14 protein-coding genes are annotated in these 16483 nt (G+C 64.4%); 4 read left to right on the forward strand and 10 right to left on the reverse strand.

The genetic code is table 11. The features are described from left to right. On the reverse strand, positions 1-1706 hold a 1706-nt coding region (gene acnA, locus AC04MI_RS08620), incomplete at its 3' end, for an aconitate hydratase AcnA (protein ID WP_476497616.1). Between the two features lie 198 nt (positions 1707-1904). Further along, positions 1905-2312 (reverse strand): hypothetical protein, encoded by a 408-nt coding sequence (locus tag AC04MI_RS08625; RefSeq protein WP_436077750.1) that lies wholly within the window; start codon positions 2310-2312, stop codon positions 1905-1907. Positions 2313-2422: 110 nt separating this feature from the next. Here AC04MI_RS08625 and AC04MI_RS08630 point away from each other — a divergent pair, with 110 nt between their 5' ends. Then, positions 2423-3298, forward strand: a complete 876-nt coding sequence (locus AC04MI_RS08630; RefSeq protein WP_056058654.1) for a helix-turn-helix domain-containing protein — start codon at positions 2423-2425, stop codon at positions 3296-3298. A 250-nt stretch (positions 3299-3548) separates the two neighbouring features. Here the strand turns inward: AC04MI_RS08630 and AC04MI_RS08635 are convergent, their stop codons facing one another. Continuing rightward, entirely contained in the window at positions 3549-3851 is a 303-nt protein-coding gene (locus AC04MI_RS08635) for an H-NS histone family protein (RefSeq protein WP_436077749.1), read from the reverse strand. A 159-nt stretch (positions 3852-4010) separates the two neighbouring features. Next, the gene (locus AC04MI_RS08640) at positions 4011-5306 is read right to left on the reverse strand and encodes a hemolysin family protein (RefSeq protein WP_116747772.1); all 1296 of its coding nucleotides are present in this window, start codon (positions 5304-5306) and stop codon (positions 4011-4013) included. A gap of 35 nt (positions 5307-5341) precedes the next feature. Here AC04MI_RS08640 and AC04MI_RS08645 point away from each other — a divergent pair, with 35 nt between their 5' ends. Next, complete coding sequence (locus AC04MI_RS08645) at positions 5342-6184, forward strand: symmetrical bis(5'-nucleosyl)-tetraphosphatase (protein WP_476497618.1); 843 nt, start codon at positions 5342-5344, stop codon at positions 6182-6184. Positions 6185-6268: 84 nt separating this feature from the next. Here AC04MI_RS08645 and AC04MI_RS08650 read toward each other — a convergent pair whose 3' ends face one another. From AC04MI_RS08650 to AC04MI_RS08660, 3 genes are all read right to left on the reverse strand, one after another. Next, positions 6269-7750: a DEAD/DEAH box helicase gene (locus AC04MI_RS08650; protein ID WP_476497620.1), complete on the reverse strand. Its 1482-nt coding sequence runs from the start codon at positions 7748-7750 to the stop codon at positions 6269-6271. Between the two features lie 352 nt (positions 7751-8102). Beyond that, a complete protein-coding gene (locus AC04MI_RS08655) occupies positions 8103-10622 on the reverse strand; it encodes an ABC transporter permease (protein ID WP_476497621.1) in 2520 nt (839 codons plus the stop codon). 65 nt (positions 10623-10687) lie between these two features. After that, positions 10688-12388: a C13 family peptidase gene (locus AC04MI_RS08660; protein WP_436077747.1), complete on the reverse strand. Its 1701-nt coding sequence runs from the start codon at positions 12386-12388 to the stop codon at positions 10688-10690. A gap of 405 nt (positions 12389-12793) precedes the next feature. Here AC04MI_RS08660 and AC04MI_RS08665 point away from each other — a divergent pair, with 405 nt between their 5' ends. Together AC04MI_RS08665 and AC04MI_RS08670 are read left to right on the forward strand one after the other, a co-directional pair. Beyond that, positions 12794-13033, forward strand: coding sequence for a hypothetical protein (locus AC04MI_RS08665; RefSeq protein ID WP_476497633.1), 240 nt, complete (start codon positions 12794-12796; stop codon positions 13031-13033). Positions 13034-13150: 117 nt separating this feature from the next. Further along, positions 13151-13501 carry an RNA recognition motif domain-containing protein gene (locus tag AC04MI_RS08670; protein WP_476497623.1) on the forward strand — a complete coding sequence of 117 codons (351 nt, stop codon included), beginning with the start codon at positions 13151-13153 and terminating at the stop codon, positions 13499-13501. Positions 13502-13700: 199 nt separating this feature from the next. Here AC04MI_RS08670 and AC04MI_RS08675 read toward each other — a convergent pair whose 3' ends face one another. The 3 genes from AC04MI_RS08675 to AC04MI_RS08685 form a co-directional block, all read right to left on the reverse strand. Continuing rightward, positions 13701-14648, reverse strand: a complete 948-nt coding sequence (locus tag AC04MI_RS08675) for a formate dehydrogenase accessory sulfurtransferase FdhD (protein ID WP_436077746.1) — start codon at positions 14646-14648, stop codon at positions 13701-13703. Between the two features lie 208 nt (positions 14649-14856). After that, on the reverse strand, positions 14857-15249 hold the full coding sequence (locus AC04MI_RS08680) for a hypothetical protein (RefSeq protein WP_436077745.1): 393 nt from the start codon (positions 15247-15249) through the stop codon (positions 14857-14859). Positions 15250-15260: 11 nt separating this feature from the next. Beyond that, positions 15261-16481, reverse strand: a complete 1221-nt coding sequence (locus AC04MI_RS08685; protein WP_476497625.1) for a formate dehydrogenase subunit gamma — start codon at positions 16479-16481, stop codon at positions 15261-15263. Between the last annotated feature and the right edge of the window lie 2 nt (positions 16482-16483).

Consider the following 16483-nt stretch of genomic DNA (forward strand, 5'->3'; position numbering starts at 1 on the left):
GTGCAGCCATAGCCCGCCAGCGCAAAGCCCAGCTTTTCCAGGTACGGCAGCAGCCCGGTCTGCGTGAGGTATTCGGTGACGATGCGCGAGCCGGGGGCCAGCGAGGTCTTGATGTGTGGCTGCACCTTGAGGCCCGCCTCCACCGCTTTCTTGGCCAAGAGGCCTGCAGCCAGCAGCACGCTGGGGTTGCTGGTGTTGGTGCAGCTAGTGATGGCGGCAATCAGCACGTCGCCATTGCCCACTGTGGGGTCAGCCCCCTTGGCGGGCAGCGTGGCTGCGCGGGCCTCGCCGTGCGCAGTGGCCAGTGCCGGTTTGTTGGCCTCCATCTCGACCACCGAGCGCGGTGCGCCGGCCGGCGTGGGCTTACCGTCTGGCGTAGCCTCTTCGGCGGCAGCTTCGCCATGGCGGTGGATGTGATGGCGCGTGTGCAGCAGCTCTGCCGGGCGGTTGAAGCCGTTTTGCGCGTTGGGCTTGCTGAACAGCTCAGCGAACTGGCTGCTGACCTTGCCCAGCTCGATGCGGTCTTGCGGGCGCTTGGGGCCCGCCAGGCTGGGGGTGACGCTGCCAAGGTCGAGCTTGACGACCTGCGAGTAGTCGACCTCGCCGGCCAGCGGCACACCAAACAGCCCCTGGGCTTTGAAGTAGGCCTCGAAGGCCTCGATCTCGCCCTTGGTACGGCCCGTGCCCTTGAAGTAGTCGATGGTCTTTTCGTCCACCGGGAAGAAGCCCATGGTGGCGCCGTACTCCGGCGCCATGTTGCCGATGGTGGCGCGGTCGGGCAGCGCCAGGGTGCGCGTGCCTTCGCCAAAGAACTCCACGAACTTGCCCACCACCTTGTGCTGGCGCAGCAGCTCGGTCACCGTGAGCACCAGGTCGGTGGCGGTCACGCCCTCGCGCAGCTGGCCGGTCATCTCAAAGCCCACCACATCGGGCGTGAGGAAGTACACCGGCTGGCCCAGCATGGCGGCCTCGGCCTCGATGCCGCCCACGCCCCAACCCACCACGCCGATGCCGTTGATCATGGTGGTGTGGCTGTCGGTGCCCACCAGGGTGTCGGGGTAGTACACGCCATCCTTGCGCTTGTGCACGCCGCGCGCCAGGTATTCGAGGTTGACCTGGTGCACGATGCCAAAGCCCGGGGGCACCACACCAAAGGTGTCAAAGGCCTGCATGCCCCACTTCATGAACTCGTAGCGCTCTTTGTTGCGCTGGAATTCGAGCTTCATGTTCAGGTCGAGCGAATTCTTCTTGCCGTAGTGGTCGACCATGATCGAGTGGTCCACCACCAGGTCCACCGGCACCAGGGGCTCGATCTTCTTGGGGTTCTTGCCSAGCTTGGCGGCCACGCTGCGCATGGCGGCCAGRTCGGCCAGCARMGGCACRCCGGTGAAGTCCTGCAGCACCACGCGSGWGACGACRAAMGGGATCTCGTCGRTGCGSKCSGCATTGGGCGCCCAGTGCGCAAGCTGTTGSACATGCTCGGCCGTCACCTTGCGGCCGTCGCARTTGCGCAGCACCGAYTCGAGCACGATGCGGATCGACACCGGCAGACGCTGGATCTGCGGAAACTGCTTGGCCAGCGCGGGCAGAGAGTAGAACTTGCCCTCCTTGCCCGACGCCGTTTTGAAGCCCTTGAGCGTGTTGGCAAAGGCGTGGCGTGCGGGTCGGGACGACGGTTTGGCTAGCGGCTTGGACGATGAGGCCATGGCGAACTCCTTGATAAGGCAACAGCGTCTATTCTGGCAGTCCCCCATGACGGCGCAATCGTTGGGGGTATGCCGCTGTGCCCCGCCGCCCTGGCGCAGAGGCCCATCCGACGCTCTTTTCACCATTTTTGCGGAAAAACTCGGCCAAGCGCTACATCCTTATGGCTCAACAGCTATCAAATATATAGCACAACAGAGCTAAGCGGCGGCCCATGCAGGCAGGCGGCGCACACCCATCCACTGCAGCTCAGCAATGAGCGCCACCGAGACCACGTGCACCACCAGGTACGCCTGACCCAGCAACGTGGGTGCCACGGCGTTACCGAGCAGCACCACCAGGCTGGCCAACGCCCATCCAAAGTTGGCAGCGATCAGCGCCCACAGCCCTCCGCGCGGCATGGTGCGCGCGCGGGCAATGCGGGTGGCCAGTGCTGCGTAGCCCAGCAGCAAAACGCCGGACACCACCAGCAGTCCGTGCGGCAGCCCCAGCCATTCGGCCAGCGACGCCGTCAGCAGCAGATGCAAGGCGCCCAACAGCAGCCCGGTGGACGCATCGAACCAGACCACGGCACGCAAAAGGGAGGGGGAAGACAACAGGTTCAACATGGCAAGCTCCTTGGGGGTTGAAGAAGGCTGCATCGTTGCCGCTGCGGTGCATGGCGTCGATGACATGGCAGGTAATGGCCTGCGGCCTGGTTGGGCCTAGGATGCGAGGCATGACGTCCGCACCCTCCACCCCCTCTCGCCGCACCCCGCGCCATCCGCTGCCGCACCGCAGCGCAGCGGCGGGGCCTGCCAGTTTTGGCGACCACCTGCGCACCTGGCGCCAGCAGCGGCACCTGAGTCAGCTGGAGCTGGCCGACGAGGCAGACATCTCCACGCGGCACGTGAGCTTCATGGAAACCGGCCGCACCAATCCCAGCCGTGACATGGTGCTGCGCCTGTGCGAGCGCCTGGCCATCCCACTGCGCGAACGCAACGCACTGCTGGTGGCAGCCGGCTACGCCCCCATGTACCGAGAACGCGCGCTGGACGACCCGGCACTGACCGCAGCGCGCCAAGCCGTCGAGCTGGTGCTCAAGGGCCATGAGCCCTGCCCCGCCATCGCACTCGACCGCTGCTGGAACGTGGTGGCTGCCAACCGCGCAGCGCAGGCCTTGCTGGCCGCGCATGTGAGCCCTGAACTGCTCACGCCCCCCATCAACGTGTTCCGCCTGAGCCTGCACCCCAACGGCCTGGCGTCACGCATCGCCAATCTGGCGCAATGGCGCCACCACCTCTTTGAGCGCCTGCGCCAGCAGATTCATGCCACGGGGGACCCGGCATTGCTGGCCCTGCAGGCCGAACTGCTGGAATACCCCGCGCCCGATGAATCCACACCACTCGTCATGGCGGGAGAAATGCTGGGTGTGGTGATGCCGTTTTGTTTCAATAGCATGCATGGCATGCTGTCGCTCATCAGCACCACGACGATATTCGGCACTCCAGTGGATGTGACGCTGCAGGAGCTGGCGGTGGAATCGTTTTTCCCGGCCGACGCATTTACCGCCCAGGTACTGCGGGAGATGGCGCAGCAATATGCTGCGGATTGACTGCCCGGGGTGCGTTGAACAACAACACGCGGACCGAATTTTTGGGTTCCGTGGGCAATGACTGGTCGGGATAGCGGTTTTTGCGGTATCCACCCAGTGAATGCAGGGCGCAGATTTTGTGTCACCAGCGAGGTATGAAGGCTCCAGATGCTGGGCCAGGCTCGGTAGTTCGACGTCCCATGCCAGGCCACCCAAAAAAAAATAGCCCGCAGTTGCGGGCTATTTTTTTGAGTGCAGCGAATGCCGTTTCTCAGATGGCGAACTTTTCGCGGTTTTCGTTCTGAATCCACTTGGGCGCCTTGCCACGGCCGGTCCATGTCTGGCCAGTCGCCGGGTCGCGGTATTTGGGGGCCACTTTGGTGCCTGCGGTAGAGCTGCGGCCAGTTTTCCCTGTGGCCTTGCCTGCGGGGAACACATCCTGGGCGGTCAGACCATATTCGGCCACCAAGGCGCGCACTTGGGAAACAGCGTCCGACAATTCTCGGCGACGGGCTTCGCTGATTTGTTGCTCAAGCGCTTCACGCTGCTTCAAAAGTTCTTTGTAGCTGGTCATGGTGTCTGAATAAGAAAATGGGGTTGGTGACAAGGCGATTATATGGATAACCGCTGCGAGCACACGCCGGAGTAAAGATTTTGCATTAAGAAACCACAAAAATACTGCCTGGCATATTCAGTACCTGGACAGCCGGTGGTCCAAGAAGCCACAAAGGCTTCAAAGTGCGCTGTCAGGGTGTGCCAATACGCGGTCAATGCGTTTGCCCTCCAGGGCCAGCACCTCGAATATCCAGCCCACGCACACAATCTGTTCGCCTACGGCAGGTAAATGCCCCGTTTCTGCCATCAAAAACCCCGCCAGGGTGTTATACCGCCCACGGTCTTCCTGCGGCAAATCTCGAATATCCAGGCGCGCCTTGAGTTCGGACACAGGCATCAGTCCATCCAGCAGCCATGCGCCATCACCACGCGGGGTGGCCCAGGCATCGGCGGCAGCGCCGGGCTGCAATTCACCGGTAATGGCTTCGAGCAGATCGTGCGGGGTCATGATGCCCTGCACCACGCCGTATTCGTCCACCACAAACACCATGCGCCCCGAGCGCGCCCGAAACTGCTCCAGCAGCTCCATGCCGCTCAAGGTCTCGGGCAAAAAGGCGGCGGGCTTCACATACTGTTCCAGCGTGCCGGGCGCATCAGGCCCCAGCTCCAGCAACCGGGCCACGCTCACAATACCCACCACCTCGTCCAGAGAGTTGCGACACACGGGGTACCACGAATGCGCGGCATGCTCGCCGCCACGGCCCGCCTGCTGCAAGCCCTGCAACACCGACCACCCTGCATCGAGCCAGCCCACATCACTGCGCGGCACCATCAGCGAGGTCAATGGCCGATCATCCAGGCGAAACACGTTTTGCACCATCTGGTGCTCATGGTGCTCGATCACACCGGCCTCGCGCCCTTCTTCCAGGCTGGCAACGATTTCTTCTTCCGTGACCGAACGCCCTGCTGTGTTGTCCACCTGCATCAGGCGCAGCACCCCTTGGGTTGAGAGCGACAACAGGCGCACAAAAGGCTTGGCCACCCGGGCCACCCAGGCCATGGGTCGCGCCACCAGGCGGGACACCGCCTCGGGATAGAGCTGTCCGATGCGTTTGGGCACCAGTTCGCCAAACACGATGGTGACGAAGGTGATGACGGTTACCACCAGCGCGGTAGCGGTGATGCTGGCGGCCCGCACAGGCATCCCGAGCTGCTGCAGCCACAGCCCCAGGTCATCGCTGAAAGCTGCCTCTCCGAGGATCCCGTTGAGCATGCCAATGGAGGTGATGCCCACTTGCACCGAGGACAAAAACTGCGTGGGGTTCTCAAGCAGCGCCAGAGCAGCCTGTGCGCCCTTGTCACCCGCCTCGGCCATGGCGGTCAGCCGCGACCTGCGACTTGACGCCAGCGCCAGCTCGGACATCGCGAACACGCCGTTGAGCAGGGTCAGCAGCGCGATCAGCAGAAAATCCATGCTTCACTCAATCAGGTTTGCAACCGACGACCATCATGGCACTTTACTGTATCGGCGACATTCAGGGCTGCGACGACGCCCTGGCGCGCCTGCTCGACACCATCGGCTTTTCTGCCAGCCGTGACACGGTGTACCTGCTGGGGGACCTCGTCAACCGCGGCCCCGACTCCGCCGCCGTGCTACGCCGCTGCATGCAGCAGGGCGACGCCATCCGCTGCCTGCTGGGCAACCACGACCTGCACTTGCTCGCTGCCGCACACGGCGCGCGCAAACCCTCACGCCGCGACACCCTGGCCTCGGTGCTCGACGCCCCGGACCGCAGCGCTTTGCTCGAGTGGCTGCGCCACCAGCCATTGGCGCGGGCCCACGAGCATGCCGGCCAGACCCTGCTGATGGTGCATGCGGGCGTGGTACCTGCCTGGACCCCCACGGACACCCTGGAACGCGCGCAGGAGGTCCATGCCGTGCTGGGTAGTCCGGTCCTGCCCGCCTTCTTGCACAGCATGTATGGCAACACGCCGGACCACTGGAGCAATACGCTCACAGGCACCGACCGGCTGCGTGTGATCGTGAACGCGCTGACGCGCATGCGCTTTTGCTCATCCGACGGTGTGATGGATTTTGAAAGCACCGAAAGCGCCAGCGCTGCCCCAGAGGGCCTGATGCCCTGGTTTGATGTGCCAGGCCGACGCACCACTGGCACGCTGATGGCCTTTGGCCACTGGTCCACCCTGGGGTGGCTCAACCGCAGCGACCTGCTGGGCCTGGACACTGGCTGTGTATGGGGGGGGTGCCTGAGCGCCGTGCGTTTCGGCGCGACACTGGCTGACCGCGAGCTGCTGCAGGTGCATTGCGAACAGGCGCAGCAGCCGGGCTAAAGAGCTGGGAAACTGGAGATTAACCCGGGCAGTCAACGCGCCCGGGACGCACACTACGGCAGCCAGCGCAAAGAGCGGCTGCCGTTACTGCGTGGAGGTCTCGGGTTGAACCGCCTTGAACAAGGCTGCCACCTTGCGCTTGGGCTTGATGTTGGCCGAAATGCTGCTGCGCGCAGGGGATTTGGCGGCGGCCTCCCAGGCGGGGGCGGTATCCGCACTGCTGGGTTCGTAAGGCTTTTCGAAGAAGGGATCGCGCGAGGCCACGGCAGGGCGGAAACCCCGGTGGTGTTCACGCGGCTCGCGGGGTTCACGGCGCTCGTTGCGCTCACGCACGGCAGCTGGAATCACATCGCGCGGATCACCGGTCTCGCCTGCTTCACGCCATGCGCGGCGGCCGTCGTTGATGCGGCCGCGGGGGCGGTCTTCTTCGTATTCGATGGCTTCGAGATCGATCTTTTTCTTGATCAGCTTCTCAATGTCGGCCACCAGGCGGGCATCGCTGCCCGACACCAGTGTGACGGCCAGGCCSGASGCGCCSGCACGGCCYGTGCGGCCRATGCGGTGCACRTAGTCTTCSGCRTTGAAMGGMAYGTCGAAGTTGAASACCGCRGGCACGTCCTTGATGTCSAGGCCGCGSGCYGCSACRTCGGTGCACACCAGCAGRTCRACCTCGCCGSYCTTGAASGMKKCSAGCGCCTTCAGKCGYTCGTCCTGGCTCTTGTCGCCGTGCAAGGCTGCTGTCTTGAGGCCCTCACGCTCCAGGCTGCGCGCCAAACGGGCGCATCCGAGCTTGCTGTTCACGAAGATGAAAGCCTGCTTGATGCCGCGCGTCTTGAGCACCTGGTGGATGGCTCGGCGCTTGTCGTCATCATTGGCGCTGTAAAAGCGCTGCTCCACCGTGGAGGCCGTTTCGTTCGGGCGGGCCACCTCAATAGTGATGGGGTTTTGCAGATAGCTGCTGGCCAGGCGCTTGATCTCGGGCGAGAAGGTGGCGCTGAACAGAAGCGTGGTGCGCTGCTTGGGCAGGTAGCTCAGGATGCGCTGCAGGTCGGGCAGAAAACCGATGTCCAGCATGCGGTCGGCCTCGTCGAGCACGACGTACTCGACCTGGTTGAGCACCGCATTCTTGGCCTCGATATGGTCCAGCAGGCGGCCTGGTGTGGCCACCAGCACTTCGACGCCTTTTTTCAGCTCGATGGTCTGGGGCTTCATGTCCATGCCGCCAAACACCACGGTGCTGCGCAGCTTGGTGTACTTGGCGTACAGCGCGATCTGCTGGGCCACCTGGTCGGCCAGCTCGCGCGTGGGCAACAGCACCAGAGCGCGCACAGGGTGGCGAGCGGGGGATGTGGAACTGCTCTCGTGCTTGAGCAGGCGCTGCAGCAAAGGCAGCGAGAACGCGGCGGTTTTGCCGGTGCCGGTCTGGGCTGCGCCCATCACGTCCTGGCCGGTGAGCACCACCGGGATGGCCTGCGCCTGGATGGGCGTCATGGACTCGTAGCCCATTTCGGCTACGGCGCGCGCCAGCGGCTCAGCCAGCGATAGATTGGAAAAGGAACTTGTCATTTAGCCCTCTATTGTCGCACCGGTGGCCCAAAAAGCGATTTTTCGGGCCCGGAGCAGCAAAAATGCAGTAGGCGCAGCCAGCGCATTGGCGAGTATTCGCTATCCATTTGATAGCTATCAGCGCATATGAATTCGGCGCTATCGTCTGTTTTTATTCAAACTCTGGGCCGGCGAGGCCAATGGCCGCAACACCTTGCGCCGCGTGCGGTCGTTGCATCGCGGAGCGAGCAATGTCCCACGGCTGCCACGACAAACACCCTCGGAAAGCGCTCGGCACCGGCCAAAGGCAGAGGGTGCTCGTGCGGACTCTCACCCTTTCCGGACGCAGTGCAGTGCGCCTGCTGCTGTCCAGTTACTCGGCAGACCGCCTGAGCGTGTCCACCACCGGGCGCAGCAGCACCTCGCGCAGCCCCCACCAGCCTGCGGCCAGCGCCAGCACCGCGCCCGCGAGCGCACCGGCCAGCGGCACCCAGGGGGCGGCGGTCCAGGTGAAGTCAAACACATAACGCGCCAACGCCCAGCCCACGCCCACCGCCACCGCGCTGGCCAGAAAGCCCGCCAACAGGCCCACACCCACCAGCTCGGCCCGCTGCACCTGACGCAGCAGGCTGGCACGGGCCCCCACGGCACGCATGATGGCGTACTCGCGTGCGCGCTCTTCGCGGGTGGCCGTGACGGYGGCGAACAGCACCACCAGCCCAGCAGCCAGTGTGAAGGCAAACAAGAACTCCACCGCCCGGATCACCTGCTCCAGCACCCGCTGCACCTGGGCAATGGTGGCGCCCATGTCCACGTTGGTGATGTTGGGAAACTGGCGCACCAGCGCGTTGTCGAAACCGTGGGTTTCTGGAGCGCGGTAGGCGGCCAGGTAGGTGACCGGGACATCCTTGACCTCCGCCACCGGGTACATCACAAAGAAGTTGGCGCGCATGGAGCCCCAGTCCACCTTGCGCAGACTGGTGATGCGGGCCTCGTCCTGCACGCCGCCCATATCGAACTGCAAACGGTCACCCAGCTGCAGGCCCAGCGTCTGGGCAATACCTTCTTCCACGCTGATGGCGCCCTCCTCGCCGGGCGTCCAGCGTCCTGCCACCACCTGGTTGTGGGGCGGTGCCTCCACAGCGTTGGACAGGTTGAATTCTCGGTCCACCAGGCGCTTGGCGCGGTCGTCGGTGTAGTTGTCGGGGCCCACTGGCTTGCCGTTCACGGCCACCAGCCGGCCGCGGATCATGGGGTACCAGTCGTAGCGACCCACTCCGCTGTCCTTGAGCGTCTGCTGAAAGGCCTCCGACTGGTCAGGCATCACGTTGATGACAAAACGGTTGGGGGCATCGGGCGGGGTCGCCTTGCGCCAGCTGCYGATGAGGTCGGTGCGCAGCAGCACCAGCAGCACCAGAGCCAGCAGACCCACCGCCAGGCTGCTGACCTGCACCACGGCATAGGCCGGGCGCGCMGAAATCTGCCGCGTGGCCAGCACGAGCCAGCGCGGSGCSGTGCTTTCGTTSACGCTCTTGCGCAGAAGCTTGACCGCCACCCATGACAGGCCTGCAAACAGCGCCACGGCGCCGGCAAAACCACCCACGGCAATCAGACCCAGCTTGATGTCGCTGCTGACGGCCAGCAACAGCGCAGCGAAGCCCGCAATGCCGATACCCAGCACTGCCAGCGATGCGGGCTTGAGCCCSCCSACRTCRCGCCGKATCACSCGCARYGGCGGCACCYGSGCCAGCTGCAGCACCGGCGGCARGCCRAASGCRAACAGCAGCGTGAGYCCCATGCCCAGGCCAAACACCACCGGCCACAGACTGGGCGAAGGCAAGGCCGATTCCACCAATCCCGCCAGCAGCAGCACAAACGCGTAGTGCACCACATAGCCCAGCGCCACACCCAAGGAGCTGGCAAACAGGCCGATCAGCGCGAACTCAGTGGTATAGGCCCCAGCAATGGTGCGCTGGCTCTGCCCCAGCACACGCAGCATGGCCGAAGCGTCGAGGTGCTCCGCCGCAAACCCGCGCGCGGCCAGCGCCACGGCCACGGCAGACAACAGTGCAGCCAGCAGCGCTACCAGGCTCAGGAATTTCTGCGCGCGATCCAGCGTCTGGCGCATCTCGGGGCGGCCGCTTTCCAGCGACTCCACGCGCACGCCATGCACTTCGGGCTTCTTGGCCTCGACCACCGCCCAATCGTTGAACGCCTTGATGGCCGACGCCGGGCCGACCACGGCAAAGCGGTAGGTCAGGCGGCTGGCAGGCTGCACGAGCCCCGTGGCGGGCAGGTCGCGTTCGTTCACCATCACACGTGGTGCAAAGCTCATGAAGCCCGCCCCCCGGTCAGGCTCGATGACGATGATGCGCGCGATGCGCAGTTGCGCATCGCCCAGCAACAGCTTGTCGCCCATGGCTAGGTTGAGCGATTCGAGCAGTGGCGCGTCCACCCACACCTCGCCGGGCGCCGGGATGTCACGCGTCGGCTGCTCCAGCGCGCCGGGGGCATCTGCCACCGTGAGGCTGCCGCGCAGCGGGTAACCCTGCTGCACGCTCTTGAGTGCCACCAGCTTGCTGGCGCCGCCCTGCGCATCGCTCGCGCGGCCCATGGTCGGAAAGCCCAGCGTGGTCACCGATTGCAACCCCAGCGCCTTGGCGCGCTCCACGAATGCAGCGGGCGTTGGGTTGTCGCTGGCCACGACTGCATCCCCCCCCAGCAGCTGCAGGGCGTCGCGCTGCAGCCCGCCTTGCAAACGATCGGCAAAAAACCCCACTGAGGTGAGCGCGGCCACCGCCAGCGTGACCGCCACGATCAGCAGTCGCAACTCGCCCGCACGCAGGTCCCGGGCCAGGGTGCGCCAGCCAAGGCGCAGGAAAGACAGGTTCATGGGCAGACCTTAGCGCAAAGCGAACGGGCTGGCGGGCCGTGGGGTGTTAGAACGTGTTCAACGCATCAGGGCCGCGGGGGTGGCGCTGTGGCGGGGTCGGTCGCCGCAGCTGTCGCCGGCACCGGGCTCGGTGCGTCGGCCGCCGGCGCCGGGGCTGCGCTGGAGGCATTTGGTGCCTCCGTCTGCAGCCGCTGTTCCAGCGACTGCAACACCGGGGCGATCTGTTTGCCCACGCGGATCTGCGGGTTCGAAAAGCCGTCGGCCTTGCCGGCCTCGACCTCACGCTGCTGAATCAGCGGCACAGCCTTGGCAAAGGCCTCGGTGAAGGAATGGGTCTGGCGCAGTTGTTCATGAAACACCGCGCGGCCGAAGAAGGTCAGCTCAGACAGCCTGCCGCAGCCATACGAGGTGTGGGTGGCGTCGGCCGCCGTCATGATCAGGGTGCTGTCGGTGGCCAGCGGTTCGATCCAGCCTCCCGAAAAGCAGGCAGACACTGCGATCACGCGGTTGCGGATACCCGATTCGTCCAGCGCTGCGCGCAGCATCTCCGGCGTCACCGGCGGCACCTGCAGCGGCCAGTGTGCGGCGGCCAGTTCATGGTTGCGTGCGCCATGCGAGGTCATGTAAATCACCAGCACATCATGCTCGCGATCCATGCGCGCGGCCAGCGCAGCAATGGCGCGTTGCAGATTCTCGGGCGTCGCCCAGGGGTGGGTCTCGGCAGTTTCAGCATGGTTGAGCAGGTGCAGAACCCGGCCCTGGGCGTCAAACCGCTCCTGCAGCAGCGTGTTGACCATCGTGCTTTCGCGGCGGAACACGTTTTCATCCGCATAGGGCGCGAACACCAACCCATAGACATCCACAACGCCGGGACGCTGAGGCAACAAAGCATCCACCTGCTGTTGCCACAGCAGCTGCTGGTTCTCAAAAAGGCCTTGCGATAGCGCCAGTTGCGCAGGCTCTGGACGCTGTGCTCCGTCGGCGGACGCGGCAGATGCATCGGCCACCGCCAGGGCGTCTTCCTCCCAGGGCTGGTCCTGAAACTGCCACATGCCCACCCCGACCACCACAGCCATCGCCACGCCAAAGACCGCAGTGCGCACCCGCGATCGGATGAAGCGGGCACTCACCACCACCAACGTGGCCAGCACCCATACCGTGAGCACGCCGTAGGCCACCCAGAAAAGGATGCTCGCCACCGGCCCATTCCACAGTGCAGGCTGGTGAACCGCCAATCCCATCAGGACATAGAGCACCAGCAAGGGGGCCAAGGGCGCCCACGCCGACAGCACATACCACGCGGCCAGCCCGCCCGAGGGGCCGGGCACACCCAGCTCGGGCGCAGGGGTAGGAGCACGCTGTGCTGGCGCCATGGCCCACCAAGCCAGCCACAGCAGCACCAGGCTGCTCCACATGGGGGTGAGCCAGCCACGCATGCTGAACTGGGCCGGGCCCACGACCTGTAACCGTGCAGCGCCCAACAGCAACGCGCCGCTGATCAACGACAACACCAGCAACTGCCAGGGCGTGGGTGCCGCAGCCCCTATACGCGGCTCCAGAAACAGTGCAGCGCGCAATCCTTCGCGCATCCAGCCCCACAGTGAAAGGCGCTCCGTGGCGGAAACGGCCCTGATGGCAGACGATGTGGGCAGGTCTTGCGGYGACCGGCTCAAAGGAACTTCAATTTCCGTGTGGGCCAGTTCTGGTCCCCACTGGCTGGGCAACGTGTCGGCCCAGGTGCTGCTGCTGGCGTTCAGGTCTTTCATGCGCGCATCATGCCATCGCGGGGTGACGCCTTCTGTGGCCGCGGAATCCGTCGAAGCCAGGACGCAAGAGGCTTCAGGAACGGGCCAAAAGACGATGAAGAGCGATGGTCGAGCTCCCCATTGCGCCAGCGCCCATCGGCCTTCGCAGGAGGGATCGAGTCACGGGCACCGTCTTATTAAAACCAAAAATGATATTAAATAAAAATTAAATAACAAATCGCATATACTTCACTTCGTTGCAGTCACGGCTCTTGACGCCAGCAGTCACCGCAACGCCTGCCTCCCAGCGGTCTAACGCGCCTCGGCAGGCTGCCTTTGCGACCTTGTCGCCCAGTGGGTCTGAAGAGCTGCAGCCCACCGAGTCCCTCGATGCTCACGCAGGTCGATGACGGCCTGCGGTCCCGAATGCACCAGATTTCAAATAACGCCATTTCCATGGGCCAGTACGTCGTTTCGCCCGCGACACACCCGACCGACTGCGGCCGCTTCCGCGCCTCCTTCTCGGTCCATCGTTCAAGTGGCAACGGCAGCTACTGCCGAGTGTTCCGTTTTGACAAAGCCTTTGCCTCGCGCGAAGCTGCCAGGCTCTTTGCCGTCACCCAGGGCTGGCTGCAAGCGTGCATGTCCCATCYCCCTGTGTGCTGAAGCTCTGCTGACCGCAGGCTCCATGTCCTCATCCCAGTTGCCGTGGGCTCCTGCTCACAGTGCTGTACCCCAACGGTGCGCCCTTCGTTGCGCGCCATCCTTCAGAAAGACTCTTCCATGAGCAMCAAGATCTACGTGGGCAACCTGCCCTATTCCGTGACCGATTCCAGCCTGCAAAGCAACTTTGCCGAGTTCGGCAATGTGTCCTCCGCCAAGGTCATGATGGACCGCGAAACCGGTCGCTCCAAGGGCTTCGGCTTTGTGGAAATGGCGTCGGCCGAAGTGGCCCAAGCCGCCATCAGCGCGCTGCACGGCATGTCCGTCGATGGGCGCTCGATTGTGGTGAATCTGGCCCGCCCCCGTGAAGAAGGTGGYGGCGCAGGGGGCTACAGCGCCAATGGCTACAGTGCAAGCAAACGCTCGGACGTTGGCTATGGCACGGGTGGCTACGGTGGCGGCCGCTATTGAGCCCTGTGGCTCATGAAAAAAGCCGGCTCGCTGTAGCCGGCTTTTTTTTCGTCTCGCCCCATGCCTTTGCATGGGCCGCAGGCCAAGGCGGGCCGAAGGTGCTCGACGCCGCTGCGGTGGCCGACTCAAGGACTATTGAGCGGCAACGGCCCCAGCACCACCCTGTCTGCGCGGGCGCTAACTATGGAGTGCTGCCGCCTCACACTTCACCAGCAGCCCGGGCTGGGGGTACCACCGGTGCCTGGGCCAGTTCAGGCTGCAATACCAAGCGGTGCGTAGCGCTGTAGCACACAAACCGGCGGTTGGTGGCGCGCCCGATGGCGCACAGGCCCAGCTGCTGGGCCACGGCATGGCCCATTTGCGTCATGCCGCTGCGAGACACCACAATGGGCACCCCCATCTGCGCCGACTTGATGACCATCTCGCTGGTGAGACGGCCGGTGGTGTAGAACACCTTGTCTGCCCCCGATATGGGAGAGGGTGCGGGGTCTCCTGCACAGTCGCTGGATGAGCACGTCTCAGGATTCATCCACATCCAGCCGGCGATGGTGTCGATCGCATTGTGGCGGCCGACGTCTTCCACAAAAATCAGCAAGTCCTCCCCTTTGAACAGGGCACAGCCGTGCACCGAACCGGACGACTTGTAGGTGGTCTCCTTGAGGCGAATCGCGTTGACGATGCCGTACAGCTGGCCCTGGGTCAGGCGGGCGTCGGGCAACTGGATGCGGTCCACTTCGTCCATGAGCCCGCCAAACACACTGCCCTGTCCGCAGCCCGTGGTGACGACCTTGCTGGCCGTGCGCTCTTCGATCCGTGCAATGCCATGGCGCGTGCGCACAGCTGCGGCGTGGACCTCCCAATCGACCGTGATCGATTCGATGTCGAACACCGATTCGACCAGCCGCTGGTTGCGCAGATAACCCAGCACCAGCAGCTCTGGTTGCGCGCCCAGTGTCATCAGCGTCACGAGCTCGCGCTTGTCCACATAAATCGTGAGCGGACGCTCGGCGGGGATCTGTACCTGTTCCCGTGCGCCCAGTTCGTTGACGACCTCGACTGCATGGGTCAGCGGTGCGTGGGCCTGCGTCAGGCGCGGCAGAGCGGGCGAAGACAAAACGGAAGGAGTGGACAAAGAACTGGGACTCATGGGGCAAATATACGCAGTGTGGTGCTACCGCGGTTAGCGCACGGGAATGAACCGCTGTGTGGCCCGGTCCACTGCACCAAGGGGACAGGCTGGTGCCGTATCGCTCTGCAAGTGCTGGCTCGGCGGTGCACCTGGCACATCGCGCCCAGAAAAAAAGCCGCGCCCCACCAGGGAACGCGGCTTCGAGCCCGGCGCGGCAGGGCGCGTGTCAGGACTTGGAGGCCGGTGCAGCTGCAGCGGCAGGTACCTGCGTGCTGGGAGGGCTGCTGGCGGTGCCAGGTGGCGAGTGTGCACCAGCAGCCTCTGCAGGCTTGGCCGCTGGCGGTGTGTAGGCGAAGGGACCAGGGTCCGTGCAAGCAGCACCAGTAGCAGCCGCGGGCTTGGCCGAAGGCGTGGTCTTACGGTAGTGCGCGGCCACCTTGTCTTGCGACAGGCACAACTTGTAGTTGTCCACCTTGCCAGCCCATGCAGCCTTGGCTGCCGCTTCGGCGGCCTTGGCGGCCGCCTCGGGGGACGGGGCCGGCAGCTTGGCGGATGCCACAGTGCATACGGCTACCGCGCACAGCGCCAGCAAAGAGGTGCGGATGCTTGATCTCGTCATGGAGTGGATCCTCATACCTGGGCGGGCTGCTGGCCCGCAGATGCTGTTACGTCGGTCGCTGACTGGCTGGCGCTGCGCTGGCGCGGGATCTTGCCGGCCTGCACATCGTCGTACCACAGCTCATGGTGTTCCTTGGCCCAGCCCTCGCTCACATAGCCGGTGCGCATGGCCTTGTAGGCACCCTTCATGCCCACTGTGCCCATGTAGATATGACCACAGATCAGCGCCATCATCCAGATGGTCAGAGTGGCGTGGATCATGTGGGCGATCTGCATGTCGCCACGCACGTCGCCAAAGCCGGGGATGAGTTTGTCGAGCACCAGGCCAGTGGCCACCACAAAGATGCCGGGGATGGTGATGCCCCACCAGAACAGGCCCTTCTCGCCCGCATTGAAGCGGTGTGAGGGCACCTCGTGATTGCCCTTGCCCAGCATGCCGCCGCCCTTGGCCAACCAGACAAAGTCAGCGCGGTTGGCGATGTTGTCCTTGATGAACGTAAGAATGATCACCAGCAGCGACACGGCAAACAACGGACCCACAAAGTTGTGCACGTTCTTGAGCGCATAGGTCAACCAGCCAAAAAGCGTGGTCCCCAGGATGGGCAACAGGAAGAACTTGCCAAACGCCATCACGATGCCGGAGATGGCCAGCGCGATGAATGCAAACGCATTGGCCCAGTGGGCCGCGCGCTCGAACGGGGTGAAACGCTCGATACGGCGGGGGCCGGTGCCGTCGGGATGCTCATGCCCCAGCGGGCCTTTCACAAAGTAGAAGATGCCCAAAGCCAGCAACACGATGGCAAACAGCGCCGCRCCGTAGGGGATGATCCAGTSGTTGCGCACTTGSCGCCASGCCTCGCCSGCATTGGTGWAGCGCGAGCCGGGGTACTGCACRAARSGCTGGATCAGGTTGCCSGCCTCGGGCGCCTGGSTYWYMGGCARGCTGCTGTAGCCKGTCACGCCCTGCCCCACCTGGCGCCACATSGGCGCGTTGTTGCCGGGCTGCACCTTCATGCGCTCGCCATTGGTCTGTTCCGAGTATTTGGGATCAGCGCTGGCGTCGGGTTTGACCTGAAAGATATTCTGGCTTTGTACGCCCCCCACCGCAGCCGGTGCAGCCGTGGCTGCAGGAGCTGCCGCCGATGCGTCGGGCGCAGCAGGCGGCGTCTGGGCGCCAGCCAGCCCACAGGCCAGGCTGGCCGCCAAGGCCATGGACCACACGATGTATTTCATGG

Source organism: Acidovorax sp. LjRoot204 (assembly GCF_056175785.1).

What these genes read in the sequence shown, in the direction of transcription:
- AC04MI_RS08625 (WP_436077750.1), bottom strand. Translation starts at nt 2,312, where the DNA reads ATGTTGAACCTGTTGTCTTCCCCCTCCCTTTTGCGTGCCGTGGTCTGG.
- AC04MI_RS08630 (WP_056058654.1), top strand. Translation starts at nt 2,423, where the DNA reads ATGACGTCCGCACCCTCCACCCCCTCTCGCCGCACCCCGCGCCATCCG.
- AC04MI_RS08640 (WP_116747772.1), bottom strand. Translation starts at nt 5,306, where the DNA reads ATGGATTTTCTGCTGATCGCGCTGCTGACCCTGCTCAACGGCGTGTTC.
- AC04MI_RS08675 (WP_436077746.1), bottom strand. Translation starts at nt 14,648, where the DNA reads ATGAGTCCCAGTTCTTTGTCCACTCCTTCCGTTTTGTCTTCGCCCGCT.
- AC04MI_RS08645 (WP_476497618.1), top strand. Translation starts at nt 5,342, where the DNA reads ATGGCACTTTACTGTATCGGCGACATTCAGGGCTGCGACGACGCCCTG.
- AC04MI_RS08635 (WP_436077749.1), bottom strand. Translation starts at nt 3,851, where the DNA reads ATGACCAGCTACAAAGAACTTTTGAAGCAGCGTGAAGCGCTTGAGCAA.
- AC04MI_RS08680 (WP_436077745.1), bottom strand. Translation starts at nt 15,249, where the DNA reads ATGACGAGATCAAGCATCCGCACCTCTTTGCTGGCGCTGTGCGCGGTA.